The following is an 18,871-nucleotide window of genomic DNA, read 5'->3' as shown; positions in this document are numbered from 1 at the left end:
CCTCGAGGCCGGGATTTCCTGCCTATTTCCGTTGAAAAACCGGCCATTCCTGCTTTTTTTGCAGTCGTATTTTACCAATTGCCCTTCATGAGTCCGACGACTGAATCCAATCCTTTAGCCGCCCGCATTGCCCGTCTGCTTTCGCTGAATATCCGTCAGGTTGCCAATACCGTGCAGTTGCTCGACGGGGGTGCGACGGTACCTTTTATTGCCCGTTATCGTAAAGAAGCCACCGGCCAACTGGACGAAGTGCAAATAACCGTCATCAAAGATACCTACCAAAAGCTGCTCGAACTCGACAAACGGCGGGACGCCATCCTGAAATCGATCGACGATCAGGGCAAGCTGACGGCTGAGCTGCGCCAGAAACTCGAAACCGCCGATTCGCTGACGGAACTCGAAGATTTGTATTTGCCCTACAAACCAAAGCGCAAAACCCGGGCTACCATCGCCATCGAGAAAGGGCTGGAACCGCTCGCAAAACTGATTTTCAGCCAGCGCGAACCTACCATCGAGCGAAGAGCCTCCTCCTTTGTAAACGATCAGGTGCCGTCGGTTTCGGATGCGTTGCAAGGCGCCCGCGACATCATGGCCGAATGGATCAGCGAGAATGCCGACGCCCGCCAGCGTATCCGGAATCTATTCGAGCGCGAAGCCATTCTCCGATCGACCGTGAAGAAAGACAAGGAAACCGTTGGCATCAAGTATAAAGACTATTTCGATTTTGCCGAGCCGCTGCGCCGAATTCCCTCCCACCGGCTGCTCGCCATTCGGCGTGGCGAGGCCGAGGGCATTTTGTCGGTGAGTATCGCGCCCGACGAAGACGCTGCGCTGGACCGGCTGGATCGGCAATTTTTGCGACCCGGTTCGTCGGAAAGCATCGACCAGGTTGCCATTGCCATCAAAGACAGTTACAAACGACTCATCAAACCGTCGATCGAAACCGAGTTTGACAACCTGTCCAAACAGAAAGCCGATCAGGAAGCCATCCGGATTTTTGCCGACAACCTGCGGCAACTCCTGCTGTCGCCCCCGCTCGGTCAGAAACGGGTGTTGGCGATTGACCCTGGCTTTCGGACCGGGTGTAAAGTAGTTTGCCTCGATGCTCAGGGAAATCTGCTGACTAACGATGTTATTTACCCCGACAGCAAACGCGATCAGGCCCGACAAACGCTGCTGAAGCTGGTGGCGACACACCAGATCGAAGCCATTTCGATTGGGAACGGAACCGCCGGACGCGAAACCGAGGAGTTTGTTCGGGGCCAGGATTTCGGCAAAACCGTTCCGATTTTCATGGTCAGTGAGCAGGGCGCTTCCATTTATTCGGCTTCGGAAGTGGCCCGGCAGGAGTTTCCGAACCAGGACGTGACGGTCCGTGGGGCGGTTTCGATTGGTCGGCGGCTCATGGACCCGCTGGCAGAACTGGTCAAAATTGACCCGAAATCGATTGGCGTCGGGCAATACCAGCACGATGTCGATCAGGGCGAATTAAAGGACAGCCTGGATCGGGTAGTCGAGAGTTGCGTCAACCAGGTCGGGGTTTCCCTCAATACGGCCAGCAGTCACCTGCTGCGGTATGTGTCCGGTTTGGGGCCGCAACTGGCGCAGAACATCGTGGAATACCGCGCACAGAACGGGCCGTTCCAATCGCGCGATCAACTGAAAAAAGTGGCCCGGCTGGGGGCAAAAGCCTTCGAGCAGTGTGCCGGTTTTCTGCGCATCGACCAGGCCCGTAACCCGCTCGATAACAGCGCCGTTCACCCGGAAAGCTACCCGGTAGTCGAACGCATGGCCCGCGATCTGAAGTGTACGGTGGGCGATTTGATGAAAAAAAATGAACTCCGGAAGCAGATTAAGCCCGAACAGTACGTTACCGATATAGTAGGGCTACCGACACTCCGCGACATTCTGGCCGAACTCGAAAAACCGGGTCGCGACCCGCGCGAGTCGCTGACGGTGTTTGAATACGATGACCGCGTTCGAAAACCGGAAGACCTGCACGAAGGCATGGTGTTGCCCGGCGTCGTGACCAACGTAACGGCGTTCGGTGCGTTTGTCGATATTGGCGTTAAGCAGGACGGACTGGTCCATATTTCGCAACTGGCCAACCAGTTTGTTTCCGACCCGCGTCAGGTGGTCAGCGTTCACCAGAAGGTAAAAGTGAAGGTGCTGGAGGTAGATTTACAGCGCAAACGCATTGCCTTAACGATGAAAATTTGATAGTTTGTCCATCGGTTTCTGGCTGGTTCTACCAGCCGTCCGATTCTATTCCATTATTTTCTCCCGATCAAACCGTTAAACGTTGAACCTCAAACGTTAAACGAAAACGTATGATAAGGACTCTTTATCGCCCCGTCTGGATTGCCGCTCTGGTGCTTTTGGTGTCTTCCTGTTCGTTTCTGAAAACGTCGCGGTACGTTCCGCCCGCCCAGCGGAAATCGACCGTTGCAGCCCGAAAACCGGTGGCCAAACCGCTCAAAACCGTCGATTCAAAAACGTATCAGCAGGGCTATGTGCCCGAAGTGGTGAAAGTGGCCCGGACCTACACCGGAACCCCCTATCGGCTGGGCGGCTCCACCTCCGACGGCATCGACTGTTCGGGGCTGATTTTTGCGGCTTTCAATACCGTCGGTTTGCAAATGCCCCGGGTTTCGTGGCAGCAGTCGGAAGTGGGCTACGAGGTCGAAGTTCCTCAGATTCAGGCGGGTGATTTGCTCTTTTTTGTACCCGATGACGGCAAAACCGGGTATGTGTCGCACACGGGCATCGTGACGGAAGTGCGCGGGCCGTCGGACATCCGGTTTATTCACGCATCTTCGTCGCGCGGGGTTCGGGAAGACAACCTGTTTTCGAATTACTTCAAAGGCCGGTTTGTGAAAGCCGTCCGGCCTTTCTAAGCATCAATTTTAAGAAACTCGGCCGCCATTTCGAGCGTTTGCCGGTAGCTGGCCTGCGGGGGCGTGTACGAGAGCGAGTAAGCGCCGGAGCGGTATTCGTCCAAAACCGTCGCCAAAGGCCGGAAGCGCAGATCGGCCACTTCGTCGGGCTGCATCACAAACTGCCCGAGCGTTCGATCAACCCGGAAAAGATACACGGCCGCGTGTTCCCGATCAAACAACGATACGGCCTCGTCAATGGCTTCCACATCGACCATTCCCAAAAAATGAAGTTCTCCGGCTTCGGGTCGTACGCCGATTTCCTCCTCAATTTCCCGAATGGCACAGGCTTCGTAGGTTTCGCCGGGGTCGAGGTGCCCGCCCACGCATACATCCCAGTAATTGGGCAGATACCGCTTGTCAGGGTGACGCAAACTCAACAAGACTTCGTTCTGCGTATTTAACACCACGATTTCGGAGGTGCGATGCCAGTCGCCGTCGCGGTGGGCGTCGTGTTTGGGTTTAGTAAAACCCAGCGGCCGGTTTTGGGCGTCGAAGATTTCGAGTAATTCCATAAAAAATCGCCTGGCTGCGGCTGGCTGATGATCGGTGTTTTTAAACCCTGTCAACGGTTGAAAACCCTGACAGGGTGTGGCCCGGTTTTATCGCTTCAGATGAACGGTTCAACTGTAAACTCACTTTTTAACCTCCGTTATCAAATAATCAAGGAGTTCCAGGAAAGATAGCCTGGCAAAATTATAATTCAGCCGATGATAACCGACAATTTGTTCACGGCTATTCACTACCCGTGCTCTTAACTGCTCAAGTTGCTCAAGTAAGCCTTTCTTATCAAGTTTTTTGACAGCTTTGGCGATATCTTCAGGCCAAAGCCCAAAAGCATCGATCCCACAACAGCCTGCCAAACACTCCGTTTCCAGGTAGTTCCAAAATTGCCCCAAGGGATCTTTAGCGTTGTGATATTTGGCGATGGCATCAGATGAGTATCCAAGTAATTCGTCTACTTCCAGAACAGAATCAGGATCATAATCAAACTCAATCAGCTTTATTTCCTGATCAGGTCCTATTGAAATTGTCTGAGCCATACTGATCTGAAAATTAGCACATATTAGGGTAAAATACTGAACTTTAAACCATTCAAAAGGCTATTAGTCCTATCAATCCTTTCACACAAAAAACCGCATGGCTGCGGTTTATGTAAAGTTGCCAAAAATAACTCATTACGCAAAGATCCACCGGTCCGCATATTGTCCTAGACACGCGGAAAAACCGGTTTTCACCGCTGTAACACTTCATCGATAAACCCCTGCGCTTTCGCTTCTTCGGCTTTCATCCAGTAATCCCGGTCGGCGTTGCGCTCGATTTCCTCGACGGCTCGACCGCTGTGGTGGGCCATGATCTCGTACAGTTCCTGCCGCAAAATGACGATCTGACGGGCGGTGATTTCAATATCGACGGATTGCCCCTGCGCCCCGCCGTGCGGCTGGTGAATCATCACCCGGGCGTGGGGCAAGGCCGAGCGTTTGCCGGGCGCTCCGGCGCAGAGCAAAACCGCCCCGAACGACAACGCCACGCTGGTGCAGATCGTCGCGACGTCGGGCCGGACGTACTGCATGGTGTCGTAAATGCCCAACCCGGCGTAGACCGACCCGCCGGGGCTGTTGATGTAAAAAAGGATGTCTTTTTTCGGATCGGCGGATTCCAGAAAAAGAAATTGGGCGATGATGATGTTGGCAATGTTGTCGTCGACGGCGGCACCGAGGAACACGATCCGGTCGGCCATCAGCCGGGAGAACACGTCGACCTCACGGAAGTTCATGGGTCGCTCCTCGATCACGGCCCGCGTCATGTTTTCGACCTGGTGCAAATACCGGTCGACGGTCAGGCCATTCAAACGTTGATCATACACCGCGAATTTTCGAAACTCGCTTTGGCTAAGCTCGGGGTAATACATACGTCAAAAAATAAGGATGAATGAAATTGAAAAGACAATACGATCTCGGACGACCCGAAACGGGTCGTTTTTTTGGAAAAGACGGTTTTGAAAAAGGAGGAAGCGACCGGTTTATCCGAACAGCCGGGTGTGCATACCATCGAGTTCCCGGCGGAGTTGCCGCCGACCGGCCAGCCGAAGGGCTTGGTAAGCCAGCTTCTGAGCCGCAAGCTTCCATTGCCAGTCGCGGTCCCACAACAACCGGATTTCTACCTCCATCCGCTGTTCTTCATTCAGAGTCTCGTGCAGGTAAGCATCGAGCCGTTGGACTTCTTCCAGTGCAGGGCGCATAGCATTCAGGAATTAAAGTGATCGATAGTGAGATGCCCAACGGCTTTGCGGAGCCGTTCCAGGCACTTAAATTTCTGAACGGTAGCCGTGCGGACATTCCGGTAGCCGTGTTGTGTGGCAATTTGCTCCAGGTGTTGCCCGAAGTAATAAAAACTGACCAGAATGGATTTGCAGGTTTCGCCCAGTTGCTCTACAAACGTCATCAGCTTCAACGGGGGCCGATCAGCATCATCCTCCGGCTCTGTCCAAACGGTATCAGCTTCGGTTGCGGTCAACGGCGATTTTCGGGCACGTTTTGTCAACTCCTGCCGCCAGCGGTTTTTGCAGATGCCCATCAGGTAAGTCCTCACCGACGAGGTCAAAACCCGGTTTTCGTGGACGGTCTGCTCGTAGAACGTGATGATGGCTTCCTGAAAAACATCTTTCGCATCCTGGTCGGAGCCACCGTGTTCGCGGACGTAGTGTCGAACCATCGGAAAAGTTTCGGCGTAGATTCGCTCCAGCGTGAGCGCCCGGTCGGTCAGCAGGGCGGCTTTTATCGAAAGGCCTTGGGTGATGGTCATACGCTTTTTTAAGGTTAATCAGAAACCGGCGCAAAAATCACCCAAGGTAGGCACAAAAATTTTGAAAACCGGTTCGGGAAGCCCACAGCCGGGAAGCGCAAAAAAGAAAAAGCCTTCGACCGGATGGATCGAAGGCTTTTTGTCTGCATTCTGTGGAGATAGTCGGATTCGAACCGACGGCCTCTACAATGCCATTGTAGCGCTCTAGCCAACTGAGCTATACCCCCTTTTTTTCGTGGTGCAAAGATGCCGTAAATCTTCAGAAAAAGCAAGGGGTCTGCAAAGATTTCGCGCCAGATTATTGCGCTACTAACTCGGCGTCGGCAATAATGTAGTTCAATTCGTAAATATTGTCGGCGTTCAGCTTGAGCGTTCCCCGGAACGTCCGGCGCTCATCGGTTTTGAACTTCATGCCGCTTTTCTTGAATTTCAGCGATACCACCGACTCCGGCCCGGCGCCCCCGCAAAAGAAACAGGCGCTGTACGGAAACGCCGACAGCACGTAGGTGTTCGACTCAATATCTACCGGCAGTACATAGCCCGTCAGTTCGACCGGTTTGCCGCTCAGTTTCTGAACCCCGGCCCCAAATGTCGGGTAAAGCATGTAAACCGATTCTTCCGGGTACCATTTTTTCTTAAATGTAACGTCACGCAGCGTTTCCCACGACAGTTTGACCGGTTCGGCAACGGAAGCCGACGGGCGAAGATTCGTGGGAGTACCGGGCGTAAAACCGGCTAATGTCAGCACGCTCAGCAGAGCCAGAAAGCAGACGTTTTTTTTCATGAGTAGGTCGCGTTCGGATTAATACAAATCTACGTCGATTTATGCAAAAAAAACAACAGGATGCGGGGATTGGTTCGGATTTGGAGTCCGTTGACGTATAAGTTCGGACAGGTAATCCTCCAAATATTATAAATTTTGTTACCTTTACCTTAATCAACGTTGGTACGAATATAAACCGTGTCGGAAGTCGTAAACGAAAGCGCTCAGCATACGCAGCCTTCAGCCCGTCATTTTAACCGCCTGTTTCTAACGACGCTGGTCATCATTGCCATGCTTCTGACGGCGGCCGAAATCGTGACTCAGTTTCAGACCCGGCGCGAATCCGAACGCGTGCTGGTCATTCAGATGGCCTCGGCGCAGCGCCACCAAAGTCAGCAACTGGTGAGTAAAATTCTCCAGTTGACCCAAGTCGGCGACCCGGCCCGGTTTCAAGCCCAACTAGCTGAAATCAAGCAGCTTTTTGGCCGCTTTGAAACCAATCAACTCAACATTGAGCAGGGGACGGTGCCCGGTTATGCGGTGATGTTTCAAAACAGCGATAGTGTCCGAATCCGTTACCAGACCCTGCGTCCGTATTTCTTCGGTTTCCGGTCCAGTATTCAACAAATTGTCCAGCAGGCTGAACAGGCCCAATCCCCTGAACAATTCAAGGCAACGGTGGATTTAACGAAGCTGATGGCTAACGACACGCCTTATCTGGAAAAGATAGATGAGGTAGTTCAGCAATACACCCGGGAAACGCTGGAGAATGTGGATACAACCCGGTTAATCGAGTTTGTGATTTACCTGTTGACGCTGATCACGCTGGTCCTGGCGGGTTGGTTTATTCTGCGCCCGGCCGTTAACAAGTTTGAAGGCTTGATCAATCAACTGGTCGAAGCCGAAACCCGGACGGCCACCACCAACCGGAAGCTTCTTTCGCTAAACCGGGCGTTGAAAGAAACGCGGCAACAACTTTTCGACGCCACCCGACAGCAATACCAGCAACAGATGGACGAACAGAAGCTACGGACGTCGTACCTGGTGGCTGGCCAGGAAGAAGAACGGAAGCGGCTCTCGCGGGAATTGCACGACGGGATTGGTCAAATGCTGACGGCGATTAAATTGCAGGTGGAAAGTTTTGAGAAAAGTTTGAGCAATAAAGAGAAGGAAACCAAAAGTTTTATGGTCCTGAAAAACCTCATTGCCCAAACGATTCAGGAGACTCGCAATGTATCTAACAACCTGATGCCCACGGTCTTAAGCGACTTTGGTCTGGTTCCGGCCGTGAAGATGCTGGCCGACACCCACGACAAGGATAGTAAGATCGATATAATTTTTCACACGAACCTATCCAATACACGTCTGGATAAAAGCGTTGAAATAGGCGTATACCGGATTGCTCAGGAAGCCGTCAGCAATGCCATCCGCCACGCCGACCCCCGCCAAATTACAATTGATCTCTTCGAAAAAGACAATTATCTGCATTTGATTGTCAACGACGACGGGAAAGGGTTCCGAATTCACCGGAGCAAGAAAGAGGACGTAAAACGGCCCTCGCAGGGCATTCACAACATGAATGAGCGCGCGGCACTGATCAACGGTAAATTTAAAATTTCATCAGCGCCCGATAAAGGCACCAAAGTTCAAGTCAGTATACCATTTAAACTTGCACACCAGGAATATGAGTACACTCAAACTGATGCTGGTTGACGACCACTCGATTGTCCGCAACGGAATTCGCTCTTTACTGGAACAGAACGATGAATTTGTCATCGTGGAAGAAGCCGGCGATGGCGAAGAAGCCCTTGAAAAACTGAAAAGCCAGCAACCGGATGTTGTCCTGATGGACATTTCACTGCCGGGGATGTCGGGCATTCAGACGACGCAGATTATTTCCCGTCTGTACAAAAACATCAAAACCCTGATGTTGTCGATGCACAACAACGAGGATTACATTCTTCGTTCAGTAGAAGCCGGGGCTTTCGGCTACATCCTGAAGGACTCGTCGAGCGACGAGATGATGAAAGCTCTGCGCACCATTGCCGGGGGGGAAAAGTACTTCAGCTCGCCCGTAGCCACGATTATCCTCAACGGCTACATGCACCAGTTGAAGAAAACCGAACGCACCAGCAAGGTCCGGCGGTCGAAACTGTCGAAGAAGGAAAAGGAAATTCTGCAATTCCTGGTCGATGGCATGAGCAGCCGCGAAATCGCCGAAAAACTCCAGCTTTCGGTCCGGACCGTCGATAACCACCGCGCCAACATGATGCGTCGGCTCCAGGTTAAAAATGCTGCGGAACTCGTCAAAATGGCCGTTGAGGAGAAATTAATTTAATTTCTTCAGGCACTTTTTACCTATAGCCCTGTGTTCAATAACCACTGAACGGCAGGGTTATTTTTTCATTTTTCAGGAACAAAGTCTATAGCGTTTCTGTATTAACCCAACTCGTTGAGTAAAATTGAAGGAGAAAAGAGGAGCAATCTATTGACAATCAGAATCTTTTTTATGTATTCTTGCACTCTTTCTCTTCCAGCTTACGTATAACTACTAAACCATTTCAAATATGGCACTCCGATTAGGCGACATTGCCCCGGACTTTACAGCAGAAACCACTGAGGGCACTATCCACTTCCACGAATGGCTCGGCAACTCCTGGGGCATGATTTTTTCGCACCCGGCCGATTTTACCCCGGTTTGTACGACTGAGTTAGGTCGTACCGCCCAATTGAAAGATGAATTCGAAAAACGCGGTGTAAAGGTTATTGCGGTTAGCGTCGACCCGCTCGAATCGCATACCGAATGGGTGAAAGACATCAACGAAACCCAGAGCACGACCGTTAACTTCCCGCTTATTGCCGACCACGACCGCAAAGTGGCCGAGCTTTACGACATGATTCACCCGAATGCGTCGGAAAAAGCGACTGTCCGCTCGGTGTTCATCATCGGTCCCGACAAAAAAATTAAACTGACGCTGACGTATCCGGCATCGACGGGACGGAATTTCTTCGAGATTCTGCGGGTGATCGATTCGCTCCAACTGACGGCGAACTATCAAGTCGCGACTCCGGCCGACTGGCAGGACGGGCAAGATGTGATCGTCGTTCCGGCCGTCAGCACCGAAGATGCGATTCAGAAATTTCCGAAAGGTGTCAATATCGTCAAGCCGTACCTGCGGACAACTCCGCAACCGAATAAATAAGATATTGTACCAACTACCATCTACCGGTAAAACCGTACCATCGTCGGCTTTACCGGTTTTTTATGGCCCTCTATGGCCCGTTACGGACATTTAGCTCATTATTCAAACAATCTACCCGGTGAGTCGTTTCGCTTTTGTAACCAAAATCAAACAACGTTATGGAAGTATTTGAGCAAACCCGTCCGAAAGGATCCGTTAAGAATCCAAATCCTACCCACAAAGAAGGCCCGGTCGCGGAAGCCATTGAAGAGCAAACCGCCAAGCTACCCTCCGATGTATTTCTGTGGGCATCACTGGCTTCGATGGGGGTATCGCTGTTTTATAAAATTCAGGGTGAAAACGAGAAAGCACTTTTTGTGGGCCAGTGGGCAGCTCCCTTTTTGTTGTTAGGTCTTTATAACAAAATCGTGAAACTCGAAGGGCACGACTAAGTTGTTGAACGAATTTGCGGTTGAGTGAAAAGTCTCTGGACATTCAGTTGGTATTTCAATCAATCGCGAATTCGCCCCATAACTTACAAAAAAGGGAGAGGGAGGAGCGGATAGAAGAAGGTAAAGGAGGTTAAATTTTCCTTTCCCCTTCCATCCGCTCCACCCTTTCTCCTTTTTCTGCTTACTTTTGCCCCGTATGAGTCGGCTGGTCCTGTTACTTTATCGAAAAAGAAAGGTACTCGTTTGGCCGTTTCTGGCGTTATGCCTGTTGCTGGTCGGGTTGTGGTGGCAGCGTTCGCTGGAAAAAGTCAATGAATTGCAGTGGCAGTTTGTAAACGGATATGGTATTCGCATACCGTTGAAGTATACCGTCCATGGCATCGATGTTTCGCACCACAACAGCCGCATCAACTGGAAACGGGTTTGCCAGGCACAGGCCGACGGCGTTGCCCTGCAATTCGTTTTCGTAAAAGCCACTGAAGGCGCTACCCTTATCGACCGCCGTTTTAAACACAACTGGCAGGAAGCCCGCAAAGCCGGACTCCGACGAGGAGCTTACCATTTTTACCACCCCAAACGGGACCCGGAGAAACAGGCCCGTAACTTCATCAAAACCGTGACGCTTCAGCCCGGCGACTTTGCTCCGGTGCTGGATTTTGAACGAAACGCCAATGGCAAAGTGCCCGCCGATCAGTTGATTGCCGACATCCGGGTCTGGCTGCGCATCGTGGAGGATCACTACGGCGTCAAGCCGATCATTTACGTCAACCGCCATTTTTTCAAACTATACATCGACGGCAATTTCGATGAGTATCCGCTCTGGATTGCCGACTATTCGACCAATCACCCGCGTGCATTCAAGGCCGAACGGTTGTACATTTGGCAGCACAACGAAAAAGGCTCCGTTGACGGCATCCGTGGCAATGTCGATTTTAATGTGTTTATCTTCGAACCCGACCGATTGAACGAAATTTGTCTTTGACCCCATAAATCATGCAACCTACCCATTCTTTTCTGCAACTTCCGGCTTATCAGCAACTCCAGGACCATTACGAGCAACTTAAAGAACGCCATCTGCGGGACCTTTTTGCCGAAAACCCCAGCCGGTTTAATCATTTCTCACTTCGTTTCGAAGACATTCTGGTCGATTTTTCCAAAAACCGCATCACCAGCGAAACGCTGACCCTGCTGCGTCGGCTGGCGGGCGAAGCCGGTTTATATGAGGCCATTGAGAAAATGTTTGCGGGCGACCGCATCAACGTGACCGAAGACCGGGCAGTTTTACACGTTGCCCTACGAAACCGCTCAAATACGCCCGTGCTGGTGGATGGAAAAGATGTGATGCCGGACGTGAACGAAGTACTGGATAAAATGAAAAGCTTTGCCGACCGGATAGCCTCAGGCGACTGGAAAGGCTATACCGGCAAACCCATCACCCAACTGGTCAACATCGGGATCGGTGGCTCCGACCTCGGCCCAGTCATGGTGACCGAAGCACTAAAACCGTATGCCGTGCAGAAAGACGGCAAACCACAACTAGAGGTGCATTTCGTGTCGAACGTCGACGGGGTACACATCTACGAGACGCTGCAAAAACTCAACCCTGAAACGACGTTGTTCATGATTGCCTCGAAGACGTTCACGACGCAGGAAACGATGGCCAATGCCCATTCGGCGCGGCAGTGGTTCCTGGATCATTCGGGCGACGAATCGGCCGTAGCCAAGCATTTTGTGGCTATTTCCACGAACAAAACCGAGGTTGAGAAATTCGGCATCGATCCCGAAAATATGTTCGGTTTCTGGGATTGGGTCGGTGGCCGCTACTCACTCTGGTCGGCAATCGGTTTGTCGATTGCCTGCTACATCGGGTTCCACAACTTTGCGGAGTTGCTGGAAGGCGGGCATGCGATGGATTTGCATTTTAAAAATACGCCCCTCGAAGAAAACATTCCGGCAACCCTGGCGCTGATTGGCATCTGGTACAACAACTTTTTTGGGGCCGAATCGCACGCCATTTTGCCGTATGACCAGTACATGCACCGGTTTGCAGCCTATTTCCAGCAGGGCGATATGGAAAGCAACGGCAAATCCGTCGACCGGAACGGCCAACCGGTGGCCTACCAAACCGGCCCTGTGATCTGGGGAGAACCCGGCACGAACGGACAACACGCTTTCTATCAGTTGATTCATCAGGGCACGAAGTTGATTCCGTGTGATTTCATCGCGCCAGCCATCAGCCACCGGCCGCTAGGGAACCACCATAAGATGCTGTTGTCCAATTTCTTCGCCCAGACCGAAGCCCTGATGAATGGCAAATCCGGCGAGGAAGTCGTGGGCGAACTCGTGAAAGCGGGCAAGAGCGAAGACGATGTCAAACTGCTGATGCCATTCAAGGTCTTTTCGGGAAACCGACCCACCAACTCCATACTGGTGAAGCAGATTACCCCCCGAACCCTCGGCAGCCTCATTGCGATGTACGAACACAAAATCTTTACGCAGGGCGTTATCTGGAATATCTTCAGCTTCGATCAGTGGGGCGTTGAACTCGGTAAACAGCTTGCCAACCGTATTCTGCCTGAGCTGGCCGATGATCATCCGGTGGCGTCGCACGACAGCTCAACCAATGGATTGATCAATTATTATAAAGAATTACGAAATTCGTAAACAATCCAAGAGTAAGCCTGTTAGAAAGGTGTATGCGTTGCATGCACCTTTTTTTTATACAACTTTTACAACGTTATGATCATGAAACGGAGCAGTACAATGCTGGCACTTTGCCTGCTGGGAACGTGGAGCGGATTTGCTCAAACCATGTCGTCGGATACTACGAGAGTACAATCGAACACGACGACAACGACCATCAATCAGACTGGGACTGACACGACATACCGCTCGAATTCGGGAAACAATACGATGAATAATTCGTCGGCGACCAGCACGAGCCCGTCGAACAGTTCGTCGTATTCGACCACCCCGAACACGAGTGGTTCTTATTCGAGCAGTTCAACCCGTTCTTCGACAACCGATTACAGCAGCCGGGAACGGCGCCCCCGCGCCGACAAACCGTACAAAGCCTTTACGGGTGGTTTTTACGTGGGTGCTAACACAACCCGTTACCGGGGCGAAGACATCGACGGTGATAATCCCTCGGGGCGCCTGGGCTATCAGGTTGGGGCATTTGTCCGGGGCGGTGGCCGTCTGTACGGGCAGTTGGGTGTTGAGTATTTTGCGTCCAGTTCCAATTATTTCCGTCCCGGTGATGGCGCTTCGCTGGAGGACATTTCCGGCCGAATCAACACCAAATGGCTGCAAGTTCCGGTGCTGGTGGGTGTAAAACTGGCGCAGTCGGAGCGCGGTATCTCGGCCGTTCGGCTGGGTGTTGGGGCTGAATATGCCAATCGGTTGAGCAGCAGCAACACGATTGACATCGACAATGATGAAATCAAAAGCGGCACGTTTCTGGGGTTGGCCAACCTGGGCTTCGACATTGGTCCGGTATTGATCGACATCATGTACCACCACGGTTTTTCCGATGCCATCGAAGGCTTTAACGACTCCCAACGGCGCTCATTGGGTGTCAATGTCGGCTTCAAGTTTTAATCGAGCAATCGAATTTAAAAAAAGCCTCCTGTATCGCTCAGGGGGCTTTTTACATATTACTCCTGTCGGATTAGTTCACCTCCGACACCAGCATTTCCACTAGCTGGGTGGCCGTCAGTTTTTGCTGTTCGCCCGTTACCATGTTTTTCAGTGCCAGCAATCCGGTTTGCATTTCTTCCGAACCAATGAGCACCACGTAAGGAATGTGTTTGGCATTGGCGTAATCCAATTGTTTTTTCAGTTTGGCTGTATCGGGATAAGCCTCCGTCGGAATGTTTCCGGCCCGCAACTGACTCAGCAAGGGAAGCCCAATCGACCGAGCTTCCGGATCGAGATGAACCACCAGCACCCTGGTAGATTGCAAACCGGTTTCCGGAAATAGCTTCAGTTCCTCCATGACATCGTATATCCGGTCGACGCCCAGAGAAATGCCCACACCCGACAAGCCCGGCATGCCAAAGGCCCCGGTCAGGTTGTCATACCGCCCACCCCCGCTGATGCTGCCGATTTGAACACCGTTGGCTTTCACCTCGAAAATCGCGCCGGTATAATACGACAGCCCACGTGCCAGCGTTACGTCGAGTTGCATCCGGGCATCGTTCAGGCCATACTGCGTCACCAATGCCCAGACTTCTTCCAGTTCGGTCAAACCTTTTAAACCGATTTCCGAACCAGATAGCCATTTTTTCAATTCGGAAAAAGCCACCAGTGAGTCAGTCGGGAACGTAAACATGGGTTCCAGTTTCTGAATCGATTCATCGGAAAAACCGCGTTGTTTCAGTTCTTCCACCACCTTTTCCTTGCCGATTTTGTCGAGTTTATCAATCGCAACCGCCAGTGCAGCTTCCTGCCCTTCCGCCCCGACGACCTCGGCTAAACCGGTCAAAATCTTGCGGTTGTTAATTTTTATGGTAAAGTCCTGGATGCCCAGGTTTCGTAAACTTTCGTGCAACATCAGCACAATTTCGGCTTCGCACAAGAGCGAATCCGTCCCAACGACGTCGGCATCGCACTGCACAAACTCCCGGTATCGGCCTTTCTGCGGGCGGTCGGCGCGCCAGACCGGCTGAATCTGGTACCGTTTGAAGGGCATCGTCAGGGCGTGTCGGTTCATCACGACATAGCGGGCAAAAGGCACCGTCAGGTCATAACGTAGTCCTTTTTCCGATATCTTCAGGGTCAACTTGCGTGCATTCTCCTGCCAGTCTGATTCTGACAAGCCGCTGGTAAAGTCACCGGAATTGAGGATTTTGAACAGGAGTTGATCGCCCTCTTCACCGTACTTGCCCATCAAAACGGATAGGTTTTCGAGCGCGGGGGTTTCAATGGGTTGAAAGCCATAGCGCCGGAACGTCTGCCGGATGGTTTCCAGCAGAAAAAGCCTCTTGCTCATTTGTTCCGGCCCAAAGTCGCGGGTGCCACGGGGTAAACTCGGTTTTTGCATGCCGCAAAAATAGTAAGCCGGATGGATTAGAGGTTGGTTTTCTGCGGGATTTCCACTAATTTTGCGGACCATTTGGCATAAACGAATTAATTCATACAATCATGGGAGTAACTGCACTGAAGCGCAAAGACCAGAAAAATAAGGCCCGGGCCAATAATAAAATCGCCCGCATCAAGCAACTGTTGCGTCGTCCGGATATCAAAAATGTGGATGTAGACGCCATCAAAGCCTCTTTTGCGGAGAAGAAAGAGCAAGCGGCTTCCTAAGTTCTGCTGCCTTTCGTTGGGCCGACCGCTTGCTGAACACTGGTCATCACCCGATTGCCTCGTTACGCTCGACGGACGGGGTTTTCTTTTTTAGGGCGGGGTCGATTCCGCAGCATTTTTTTCATGTACCGCCGAATCATCCGACGGTTTTCGATCTGCATCCGGAACAGGATGGCTTGCCCGAACAGCGATAATCCCGCGTTGATCACGACCAGGCTATACGTTCCGAGTAAAAACCAACGGCTAAAGGGTTCACCCGTGTGTTTGAGATGAGCAGCCTCGCTGAATACACACAAACCGTAGCCCACCAGCATCAAACTAAAGGGTGCCAGTAAAAGCCATTTCGTGCGCGTACTCATGCGCTTGATGAGCCGGCGGCCGGGCGGTTTGGAAGGAGCAGGTAGAGCCATCGTAACGGGGTAAATGAAAGTGATTAAGTTACTAATTTAACGGTCTAAATGACATATTGTCTTTTGATCCGTTACTTTTTGCGTGTTCGGATAACCACAAAGGCCCCTGTCTTCGTTTTTTGTCCGTCTTCTTCGTTGTATGAAACACCTCATCAGCTTTATCCTTCGCACCGTGCCCCGCCCGGTTTTGCAGCGCATCAGCCATTACGCCATGAAAGCGATGGTGGTTTTTTACCGGGGCAACAACGTGGAATGTACGGTTTGCAGCAAAAATTTCCGGGAATTTATGCCCTACGGCCGGAATATTCCGCGCCCGAATGCGCTGTGTCCCAATTGCCTGGCCCTGGAGCGGCACCGGCTGATGAACCTGTATCTGCAACGGAAAACCAATTTTTACCGCGACCCACTCAAAGTACTCCACGTAGCTCCCGAGCACTGCTTCATCGACCGGTTTGAAAAACTGCCGAATCTGGAGTACATCACGGCCGATATCGAATCGCCCCTGGCGAAGGTCAAAATGGATATCCACCAGATTCCGTTTCCCGACAATACGTTCGATGTAGCGTTCTGCAACCACGTTATGGAGCACGTCGACGACGACGCCAAGGCCAGCAGCGAACTATACCGGGTGTTGAAACCGGGTGGCTGGGCCATCATTCAGTCGCCCATCGACTACAACCGCCCGACGACCTTCGAAGACCCGACCGTCACCGATCCGAAAGAACGCGAGCGGCTGTTCTGGCAAAGCGATCACGTCCGGCTGTTTGGTCGGGATTACGCCCAGCGACTGGCCAAAGGCGGTTTTACGGTTATTGAGGATCGCTTTGTATTCGACCTGCCGAAAGAGGAAGTCAAACGGTTTTCGCTGCCCGCCGGGGAAGTGATTTACCTCTGCAAAAAATAAACGGAGCTACTCGACCGGATACGGTCCTTCCGAAAACCGGGTGGCGTGGTAGCGCTTGACACCGACCATCTTTGCCAGCGGGCTTTGGAGCGTTCCGCCGTTTTTCAACCGCTCAATCACCGCCTTAAAATCGTGCCGGGGCTGCCAGCCTAGTTCGGTTCGGGCTTTTTCGTTCACATATACCCGGTCGATTTCTGCGAACATCTGCCAGCCGCGACGCTCGTATTCAGCCCGGTACTCGGGAACGTATCGGTCCACCACGGCGGGTGCGTTGGTACGGATCTCAGCCCTGTCTTCCGGACGGAAAGGGGTCGTTGCACTGATGATGTACCTGCCAAAACCGATTGTCGGTGCCCGTTCGGCCGCCAGCAGGTGAGCCGAAACGACATCTTCCAGATCGACCCGTCGGAACAAATATTCGTTGGCTTTCAGGTTTTCGCCCGGAAAGGCATCCCGCATTCCCTTGTTATCATCCTCTTCCGGAAAAAACCGTGAGGTTCGGAGAATGAGACACGGCAAACCGTGATTGCGGTGAAAAAGCTGGCAAAGGTCTTCAGCGGCTGCCTTCGTCACTCCGTAAATATTCTTGGGAACGGGCGTAACGTCCTCCGTAATCCAGGCGGCTGGCTGGCCCAACGGCGGCACCAGCGCATCGCCGAACACACTGGTCGTGCTGGTAAAAATGAATTGTTGAACACCCGCAGCAACTGACTCTTCCAGCAAATTGAGCGTACCGGTGATGTTGGTATCAATAAAATCCTGCAAGCTATGCGTAGCGACATGGGGCTTGTGGAGGGTTGCCGTGTGAAAAACCGTATCGACGCCGTTCAGACAGTGTCGTACAAAATCCCGATCGGTTATGGAACCAATATAGGTAGTAAACGGAGATGCCAGCCGGTCGAGACCCACAACGTTCCGGCTGGTTTGTTGAAGTGTGCGAACCAGTGCTTCGCCCAGGTGTCCGGCACTGCCGGTGACCAAAACTTTCATGCCGCAAAAGTATACAATGAATCCGGAAACCGCTACGTTGCCAAGGTAATACCGATACCTTTTCGGAGTGTGTTCTGAACTTCGGCAACCTGGTCGGTATGTCGGATCAAAGCCTCGATGTCGGCGCGGGAAGCATCGGCCTCCACCTGAACGGTGTACGAAAAATTACTTCCTGGTTCCCCATCGGCCCCAAATTCGCCGGTTACGTCTACGTTCACCTCCTTAACCGCGAGATTCCGTTTGGCGGCTTCCCGGTACAAGTCATTGCAGAAACAGGTAGCCAGGGCCAGCAACAGCAGTTCGCCCCCGTTAATGGAAGAGCCAAAACCGGTCGGTTTGGTAGCTATGGCCAGACTTTTTACGGTTCCGTTGGTCTGTACGACACAATCGTGCCGATTGTAAGCACTTTTTATGCTGGCTGAAAGGTTCATAAATACTGTGGTTAAGGTGAAGGAATCACTATCTAAAGCTAAGCAGAATTCGGATCAGACGGGATTAAAATCAAAAAGCCCCGGTAACCAGCAGGTTCCAGGGCCTCGTTTAACCAGGCGGTTTTTACGACAGATACTTCCGCAGCATCCAGGCCATTTTTTCGTGGGCTTCCATCAACCCCGTCAGGAAGTCGGCCGTACCGGCATCACCCAGGTCTTCGCATTTGCTAACATCTTCGCGCAGTTCACGGATGGCTTGTTCGTGGTCGTCCAGCAGCCGTTGGAACATATCGGCGGTTTTGACTTCGGCACTTTTATCTTCTTTCAGGCTGGTGTGGGCCAGAAAATCTTCCATCGTCGACAACGGACGGCCACCCAGCGTCCGGATTCGCTCGGCGACTTCGTCAATTGCGGCTTCAAGCTGCTTGTACTGCTGTTCAAAAAACTCATGGTACTCCAGAAAACTCGGTCCGCTGACGTTCCAGTGGTACTTGCGGGTTTTGATGTATAGCACATGCTGGTCGGCCAGCAAGGCATTCAGAAGGTCATTGACTTGTTTGAGTGTGTCCTGATCGAGACCGATGTTAAGTTTCATGTTGTGTGTTGGCTTAAAATAGGAACAATGGCTTGTCAGCCGTCCTTCTAAAAACCACCAGAAAGCCGGTTTGTTTGCTAATTCGTGCAAACA

22 protein-coding genes and 1 tRNA gene are annotated in these 18,871 nt (G+C 52.0%); 11 read left to right on the top strand and 12 right to left on the bottom strand.

Going from position 1 to position 18,871, the window contains the following annotated elements:
* Positions 1-87: 87 nt before the first annotated feature.
* Complete coding sequence (locus tag ACO2Q8_RS08965) at positions 88-2,220, top strand: Tex family protein (protein ID WP_423344455.1); 2,133 nt, start codon at positions 88-90, stop codon at positions 2,218-2,220.
* A gap of 110 nt (positions 2,221-2,330) precedes the next feature.
* The gene (locus ACO2Q8_RS08960) at positions 2,331-2,897 is read left to right on the top strand and encodes a C40 family peptidase (RefSeq protein WP_423344454.1); all 567 of its coding nucleotides are present in this window, start codon (positions 2,331-2,333) and stop codon (positions 2,895-2,897) included.
* On the opposite strand, the gene ACO2Q8_RS08955 is transcribed toward ACO2Q8_RS08960, so the two are convergent.
* From ACO2Q8_RS08955 to ACO2Q8_RS08925, 7 genes are all read right to left on the bottom strand, one after another.
* Positions 2,894-3,451: an NUDIX hydrolase gene (locus ACO2Q8_RS08955; protein ID WP_423344453.1), complete on the bottom strand. Its 558-nt coding sequence runs from the start codon at positions 3,449-3,451 to the stop codon at positions 2,894-2,896. The two genes, ACO2Q8_RS08960 and ACO2Q8_RS08955, sit on opposite strands and share 4 nt — an antisense overlap.
* Positions 3,452-3,571: 120 nt before the next feature.
* Entirely contained in the window at positions 3,572-3,979 is a 408-nt protein-coding gene (locus tag ACO2Q8_RS08950; RefSeq protein WP_423344452.1) for a DUF6331 family protein, read from the bottom strand.
* A gap of 191 nt (positions 3,980-4,170) precedes the next feature.
* Positions 4,171-4,848 (bottom strand): ClpP family protease, encoded by a 678-nt coding sequence (locus tag ACO2Q8_RS08945; protein WP_423344451.1) that lies wholly within the window; start codon positions 4,846-4,848, stop codon positions 4,171-4,173.
* A 111-nt stretch (positions 4,849-4,959) separates the two neighbouring features.
* The gene (locus ACO2Q8_RS08940) at positions 4,960-5,178 is read right to left on the bottom strand and encodes a hypothetical protein (RefSeq protein ID WP_423344450.1); all 219 of its coding nucleotides are present in this window, start codon (positions 5,176-5,178) and stop codon (positions 4,960-4,962) included.
* 5 nt (positions 5,179-5,183) lie between these two features.
* On the bottom strand, positions 5,184-5,741 hold the full coding sequence (locus tag ACO2Q8_RS08935; protein WP_423344449.1) for an RNA polymerase sigma factor: 558 nt from the start codon (positions 5,739-5,741) through the stop codon (positions 5,184-5,186).
* Between the two features lie 153 nt (positions 5,742-5,894).
* Positions 5,895-5,968: transfer RNA gene (locus ACO2Q8_RS08930), tRNA-Ala, on the bottom strand.
* Between the two features lie 71 nt (positions 5,969-6,039).
* Positions 6,040-6,525, bottom strand: a complete 486-nt coding sequence (locus ACO2Q8_RS08925; protein WP_423344448.1) for a DUF3299 domain-containing protein — start codon at positions 6,523-6,525, stop codon at positions 6,040-6,042.
* A 177-nt stretch (positions 6,526-6,702) separates the two neighbouring features.
* Here ACO2Q8_RS08925 and ACO2Q8_RS08920 point away from each other — a divergent pair, with 177 nt between their 5' ends.
* The 7 genes from ACO2Q8_RS08920 (at position 6,703) to ACO2Q8_RS08890 (ending at position 13,738) form a co-directional block, all read left to right on the top strand.
* Positions 6,703-8,217 carry a sensor histidine kinase gene (locus ACO2Q8_RS08920; RefSeq protein WP_423344447.1) on the top strand — a complete coding sequence of 505 codons (1,515 nt, stop codon included), beginning with the start codon at positions 6,703-6,705 and terminating at the stop codon, positions 8,215-8,217.
* Entirely contained in the window at positions 8,207-8,842 is a 636-nt protein-coding gene (locus ACO2Q8_RS08915) for a response regulator transcription factor (RefSeq protein WP_423344561.1), read from the top strand. The genes ACO2Q8_RS08920 and ACO2Q8_RS08915 overlap by 11 nt, the downstream gene beginning before the upstream one ends.
* Before the next feature lie 229 nt (positions 8,843-9,071).
* Positions 9,072-9,707, top strand: coding sequence for a peroxiredoxin (locus tag ACO2Q8_RS08910; protein WP_423344446.1), 636 nt, complete (start codon positions 9,072-9,074; stop codon positions 9,705-9,707).
* Positions 9,708-9,865: 158 nt separating this feature from the next.
* The gene (locus ACO2Q8_RS08905) at positions 9,866-10,138 is read left to right on the top strand and encodes a hypothetical protein (protein WP_423344445.1); all 273 of its coding nucleotides are present in this window, start codon (positions 9,866-9,868) and stop codon (positions 10,136-10,138) included.
* A 196-nt stretch (positions 10,139-10,334) separates the two neighbouring features.
* Complete coding sequence (locus tag ACO2Q8_RS08900; RefSeq protein WP_423344444.1) at positions 10,335-11,120, top strand: glycoside hydrolase family 25 protein; 786 nt, start codon at positions 10,335-10,337, stop codon at positions 11,118-11,120.
* A gap of 11 nt (positions 11,121-11,131) precedes the next feature.
* Positions 11,132-12,802, top strand: a complete 1,671-nt coding sequence (gene pgi, locus ACO2Q8_RS08895; RefSeq protein ID WP_423344443.1) for a glucose-6-phosphate isomerase — start codon at positions 11,132-11,134, stop codon at positions 12,800-12,802.
* Between the two features lie 75 nt (positions 12,803-12,877).
* Entirely contained in the window at positions 12,878-13,738 is an 861-nt protein-coding gene (locus ACO2Q8_RS08890; protein WP_423344442.1) for a PorT family protein, read from the top strand.
* Positions 13,739-13,808: 70 nt separating this feature from the next.
* Here the strand turns inward: ACO2Q8_RS08890 and hisS are convergent, their stop codons facing one another.
* Positions 13,809-15,182: a histidine--tRNA ligase gene (hisS, locus tag ACO2Q8_RS08885; RefSeq protein WP_423344441.1), complete on the bottom strand. Its 1,374-nt coding sequence runs from the start codon at positions 15,180-15,182 to the stop codon at positions 13,809-13,811.
* Between the two features lie 101 nt (positions 15,183-15,283).
* On the opposite strand from hisS, the gene ACO2Q8_RS08880 reads away from it, so the two are divergent.
* Positions 15,284-15,448 carry a hypothetical protein gene (locus ACO2Q8_RS08880; RefSeq protein WP_423344440.1) on the top strand — a complete coding sequence of 55 codons (165 nt, stop codon included), beginning with the start codon at positions 15,284-15,286 and terminating at the stop codon, positions 15,446-15,448.
* 62 nt (positions 15,449-15,510) lie between these two features.
* Here ACO2Q8_RS08880 and ACO2Q8_RS08875 read toward each other — a convergent pair whose 3' ends face one another.
* Complete coding sequence (locus ACO2Q8_RS08875; protein WP_423344439.1) at positions 15,511-15,858, bottom strand: hypothetical protein; 348 nt, start codon at positions 15,856-15,858, stop codon at positions 15,511-15,513.
* Between the two features lie 139 nt (positions 15,859-15,997).
* On the opposite strand from ACO2Q8_RS08875, the gene ACO2Q8_RS08870 reads away from it, so the two are divergent.
* Positions 15,998-16,762 (top strand): methyltransferase domain-containing protein, encoded by a 765-nt coding sequence (locus ACO2Q8_RS08870; protein WP_423344438.1) that lies wholly within the window; start codon positions 15,998-16,000, stop codon positions 16,760-16,762.
* Between the two features lie 6 nt (positions 16,763-16,768).
* Here ACO2Q8_RS08870 and ACO2Q8_RS08865 read toward each other — a convergent pair whose 3' ends face one another.
* The 3 genes from ACO2Q8_RS08865 to ACO2Q8_RS08855 form a co-directional block, all read right to left on the bottom strand.
* The gene (locus ACO2Q8_RS08865) at positions 16,769-17,752 is read right to left on the bottom strand and encodes an NAD-dependent epimerase/dehydratase family protein (protein WP_423344437.1); all 984 of its coding nucleotides are present in this window, start codon (positions 17,750-17,752) and stop codon (positions 16,769-16,771) included.
* 32 nt (positions 17,753-17,784) lie between these two features.
* Positions 17,785-18,183: an OsmC family protein gene (locus ACO2Q8_RS08860; protein ID WP_423344436.1), complete on the bottom strand. Its 399-nt coding sequence runs from the start codon at positions 18,181-18,183 to the stop codon at positions 17,785-17,787.
* Positions 18,184-18,307: 124 nt separating this feature from the next.
* Positions 18,308-18,778 carry a Dps family protein gene (locus ACO2Q8_RS08855; RefSeq protein ID WP_423344435.1) on the bottom strand — a complete coding sequence of 157 codons (471 nt, stop codon included), beginning with the start codon at positions 18,776-18,778 and terminating at the stop codon, positions 18,308-18,310.
* Positions 18,779-18,871: the final 93 nt, after the last annotated feature.

It is taken from the genome of Larkinella sp. VNQ87 (assembly GCF_049445795.1).
Taxonomy (GTDB): Bacteria; Bacteroidota; Bacteroidia; order Cytophagales; family Spirosomataceae; genus Larkinella.
Note: the sequence above shows the minus strand (reverse complement) of the source record. Positions and strands in the feature narration are given on the sequence as shown.

Coding starts and splice junctions, on each gene's coding strand:
- ACO2Q8_RS08965 (WP_423344455.1), top strand. CDS start 88: ATGAGTCCGACGACTGAATCCAATCCTTTAGCCGCCCGCATTGCCCGT.
- ACO2Q8_RS08960 (WP_423344454.1), top strand. CDS start 2,331: ATGATAAGGACTCTTTATCGCCCCGTCTGGATTGCCGCTCTGGTGCTT.
- ACO2Q8_RS08955 (WP_423344453.1), bottom strand. CDS start 3,451: ATGGAATTACTCGAAATCTTCGACGCCCAAAACCGGCCGCTGGGTTTT.
- ACO2Q8_RS08950 (WP_423344452.1), bottom strand. CDS start 3,979: ATGGCTCAGACAATTTCAATAGGACCTGATCAGGAAATAAAGCTGATT.
- ACO2Q8_RS08945 (WP_423344451.1), bottom strand. CDS start 4,848: ATGTATTACCCCGAGCTTAGCCAAAGCGAGTTTCGAAAATTCGCGGTG.
- ACO2Q8_RS08940 (WP_423344450.1), bottom strand. CDS start 5,178: ATGCGCCCTGCACTGGAAGAAGTCCAACGGCTCGATGCTTACCTGCAC.
- ACO2Q8_RS08935 (WP_423344449.1), bottom strand. CDS start 5,741: ATGACCATCACCCAAGGCCTTTCGATAAAAGCCGCCCTGCTGACCGAC.
- ACO2Q8_RS08925 (WP_423344448.1), bottom strand. CDS start 6,525: ATGAAAAAAAACGTCTGCTTTCTGGCTCTGCTGAGCGTGCTGACATTA.
- ACO2Q8_RS08915 (WP_423344561.1), top strand. CDS start 8,207: ATGCTGGTTGACGACCACTCGATTGTCCGCAACGGAATTCGCTCTTTA.
- ACO2Q8_RS08910 (WP_423344446.1), top strand. CDS start 9,072: ATGGCACTCCGATTAGGCGACATTGCCCCGGACTTTACAGCAGAAACC.
- ACO2Q8_RS08905 (WP_423344445.1), top strand. CDS start 9,866: ATGGAAGTATTTGAGCAAACCCGTCCGAAAGGATCCGTTAAGAATCCA.
- ACO2Q8_RS08900 (WP_423344444.1), top strand. CDS start 10,335: ATGAGTCGGCTGGTCCTGTTACTTTATCGAAAAAGAAAGGTACTCGTT.
- pgi (WP_423344443.1), top strand. CDS start 11,132: ATGCAACCTACCCATTCTTTTCTGCAACTTCCGGCTTATCAGCAACTC.
- ACO2Q8_RS08890 (WP_423344442.1), top strand. CDS start 12,878: ATGATCATGAAACGGAGCAGTACAATGCTGGCACTTTGCCTGCTGGGA.
- hisS (WP_423344441.1), bottom strand. CDS start 15,182: ATGCAAAAACCGAGTTTACCCCGTGGCACCCGCGACTTTGGGCCGGAA.
- ACO2Q8_RS08880 (WP_423344440.1), top strand. CDS start 15,284: ATGGGAGTAACTGCACTGAAGCGCAAAGACCAGAAAAATAAGGCCCGG.
- ACO2Q8_RS08875 (WP_423344439.1), bottom strand. CDS start 15,858: ATGGCTCTACCTGCTCCTTCCAAACCGCCCGGCCGCCGGCTCATCAAG.
- ACO2Q8_RS08870 (WP_423344438.1), top strand. CDS start 15,998: ATGAAACACCTCATCAGCTTTATCCTTCGCACCGTGCCCCGCCCGGTT.
- ACO2Q8_RS08865 (WP_423344437.1), bottom strand. CDS start 17,752: ATGAAAGTTTTGGTCACCGGCAGTGCCGGACACCTGGGCGAAGCACTG.
- ACO2Q8_RS08860 (WP_423344436.1), bottom strand. CDS start 18,183: ATGAACCTTTCAGCCAGCATAAAAAGTGCTTACAATCGGCACGATTGT.
- ACO2Q8_RS08855 (WP_423344435.1), bottom strand. CDS start 18,778: ATGAAACTTAACATCGGTCTCGATCAGGACACACTCAAACAAGTCAAT.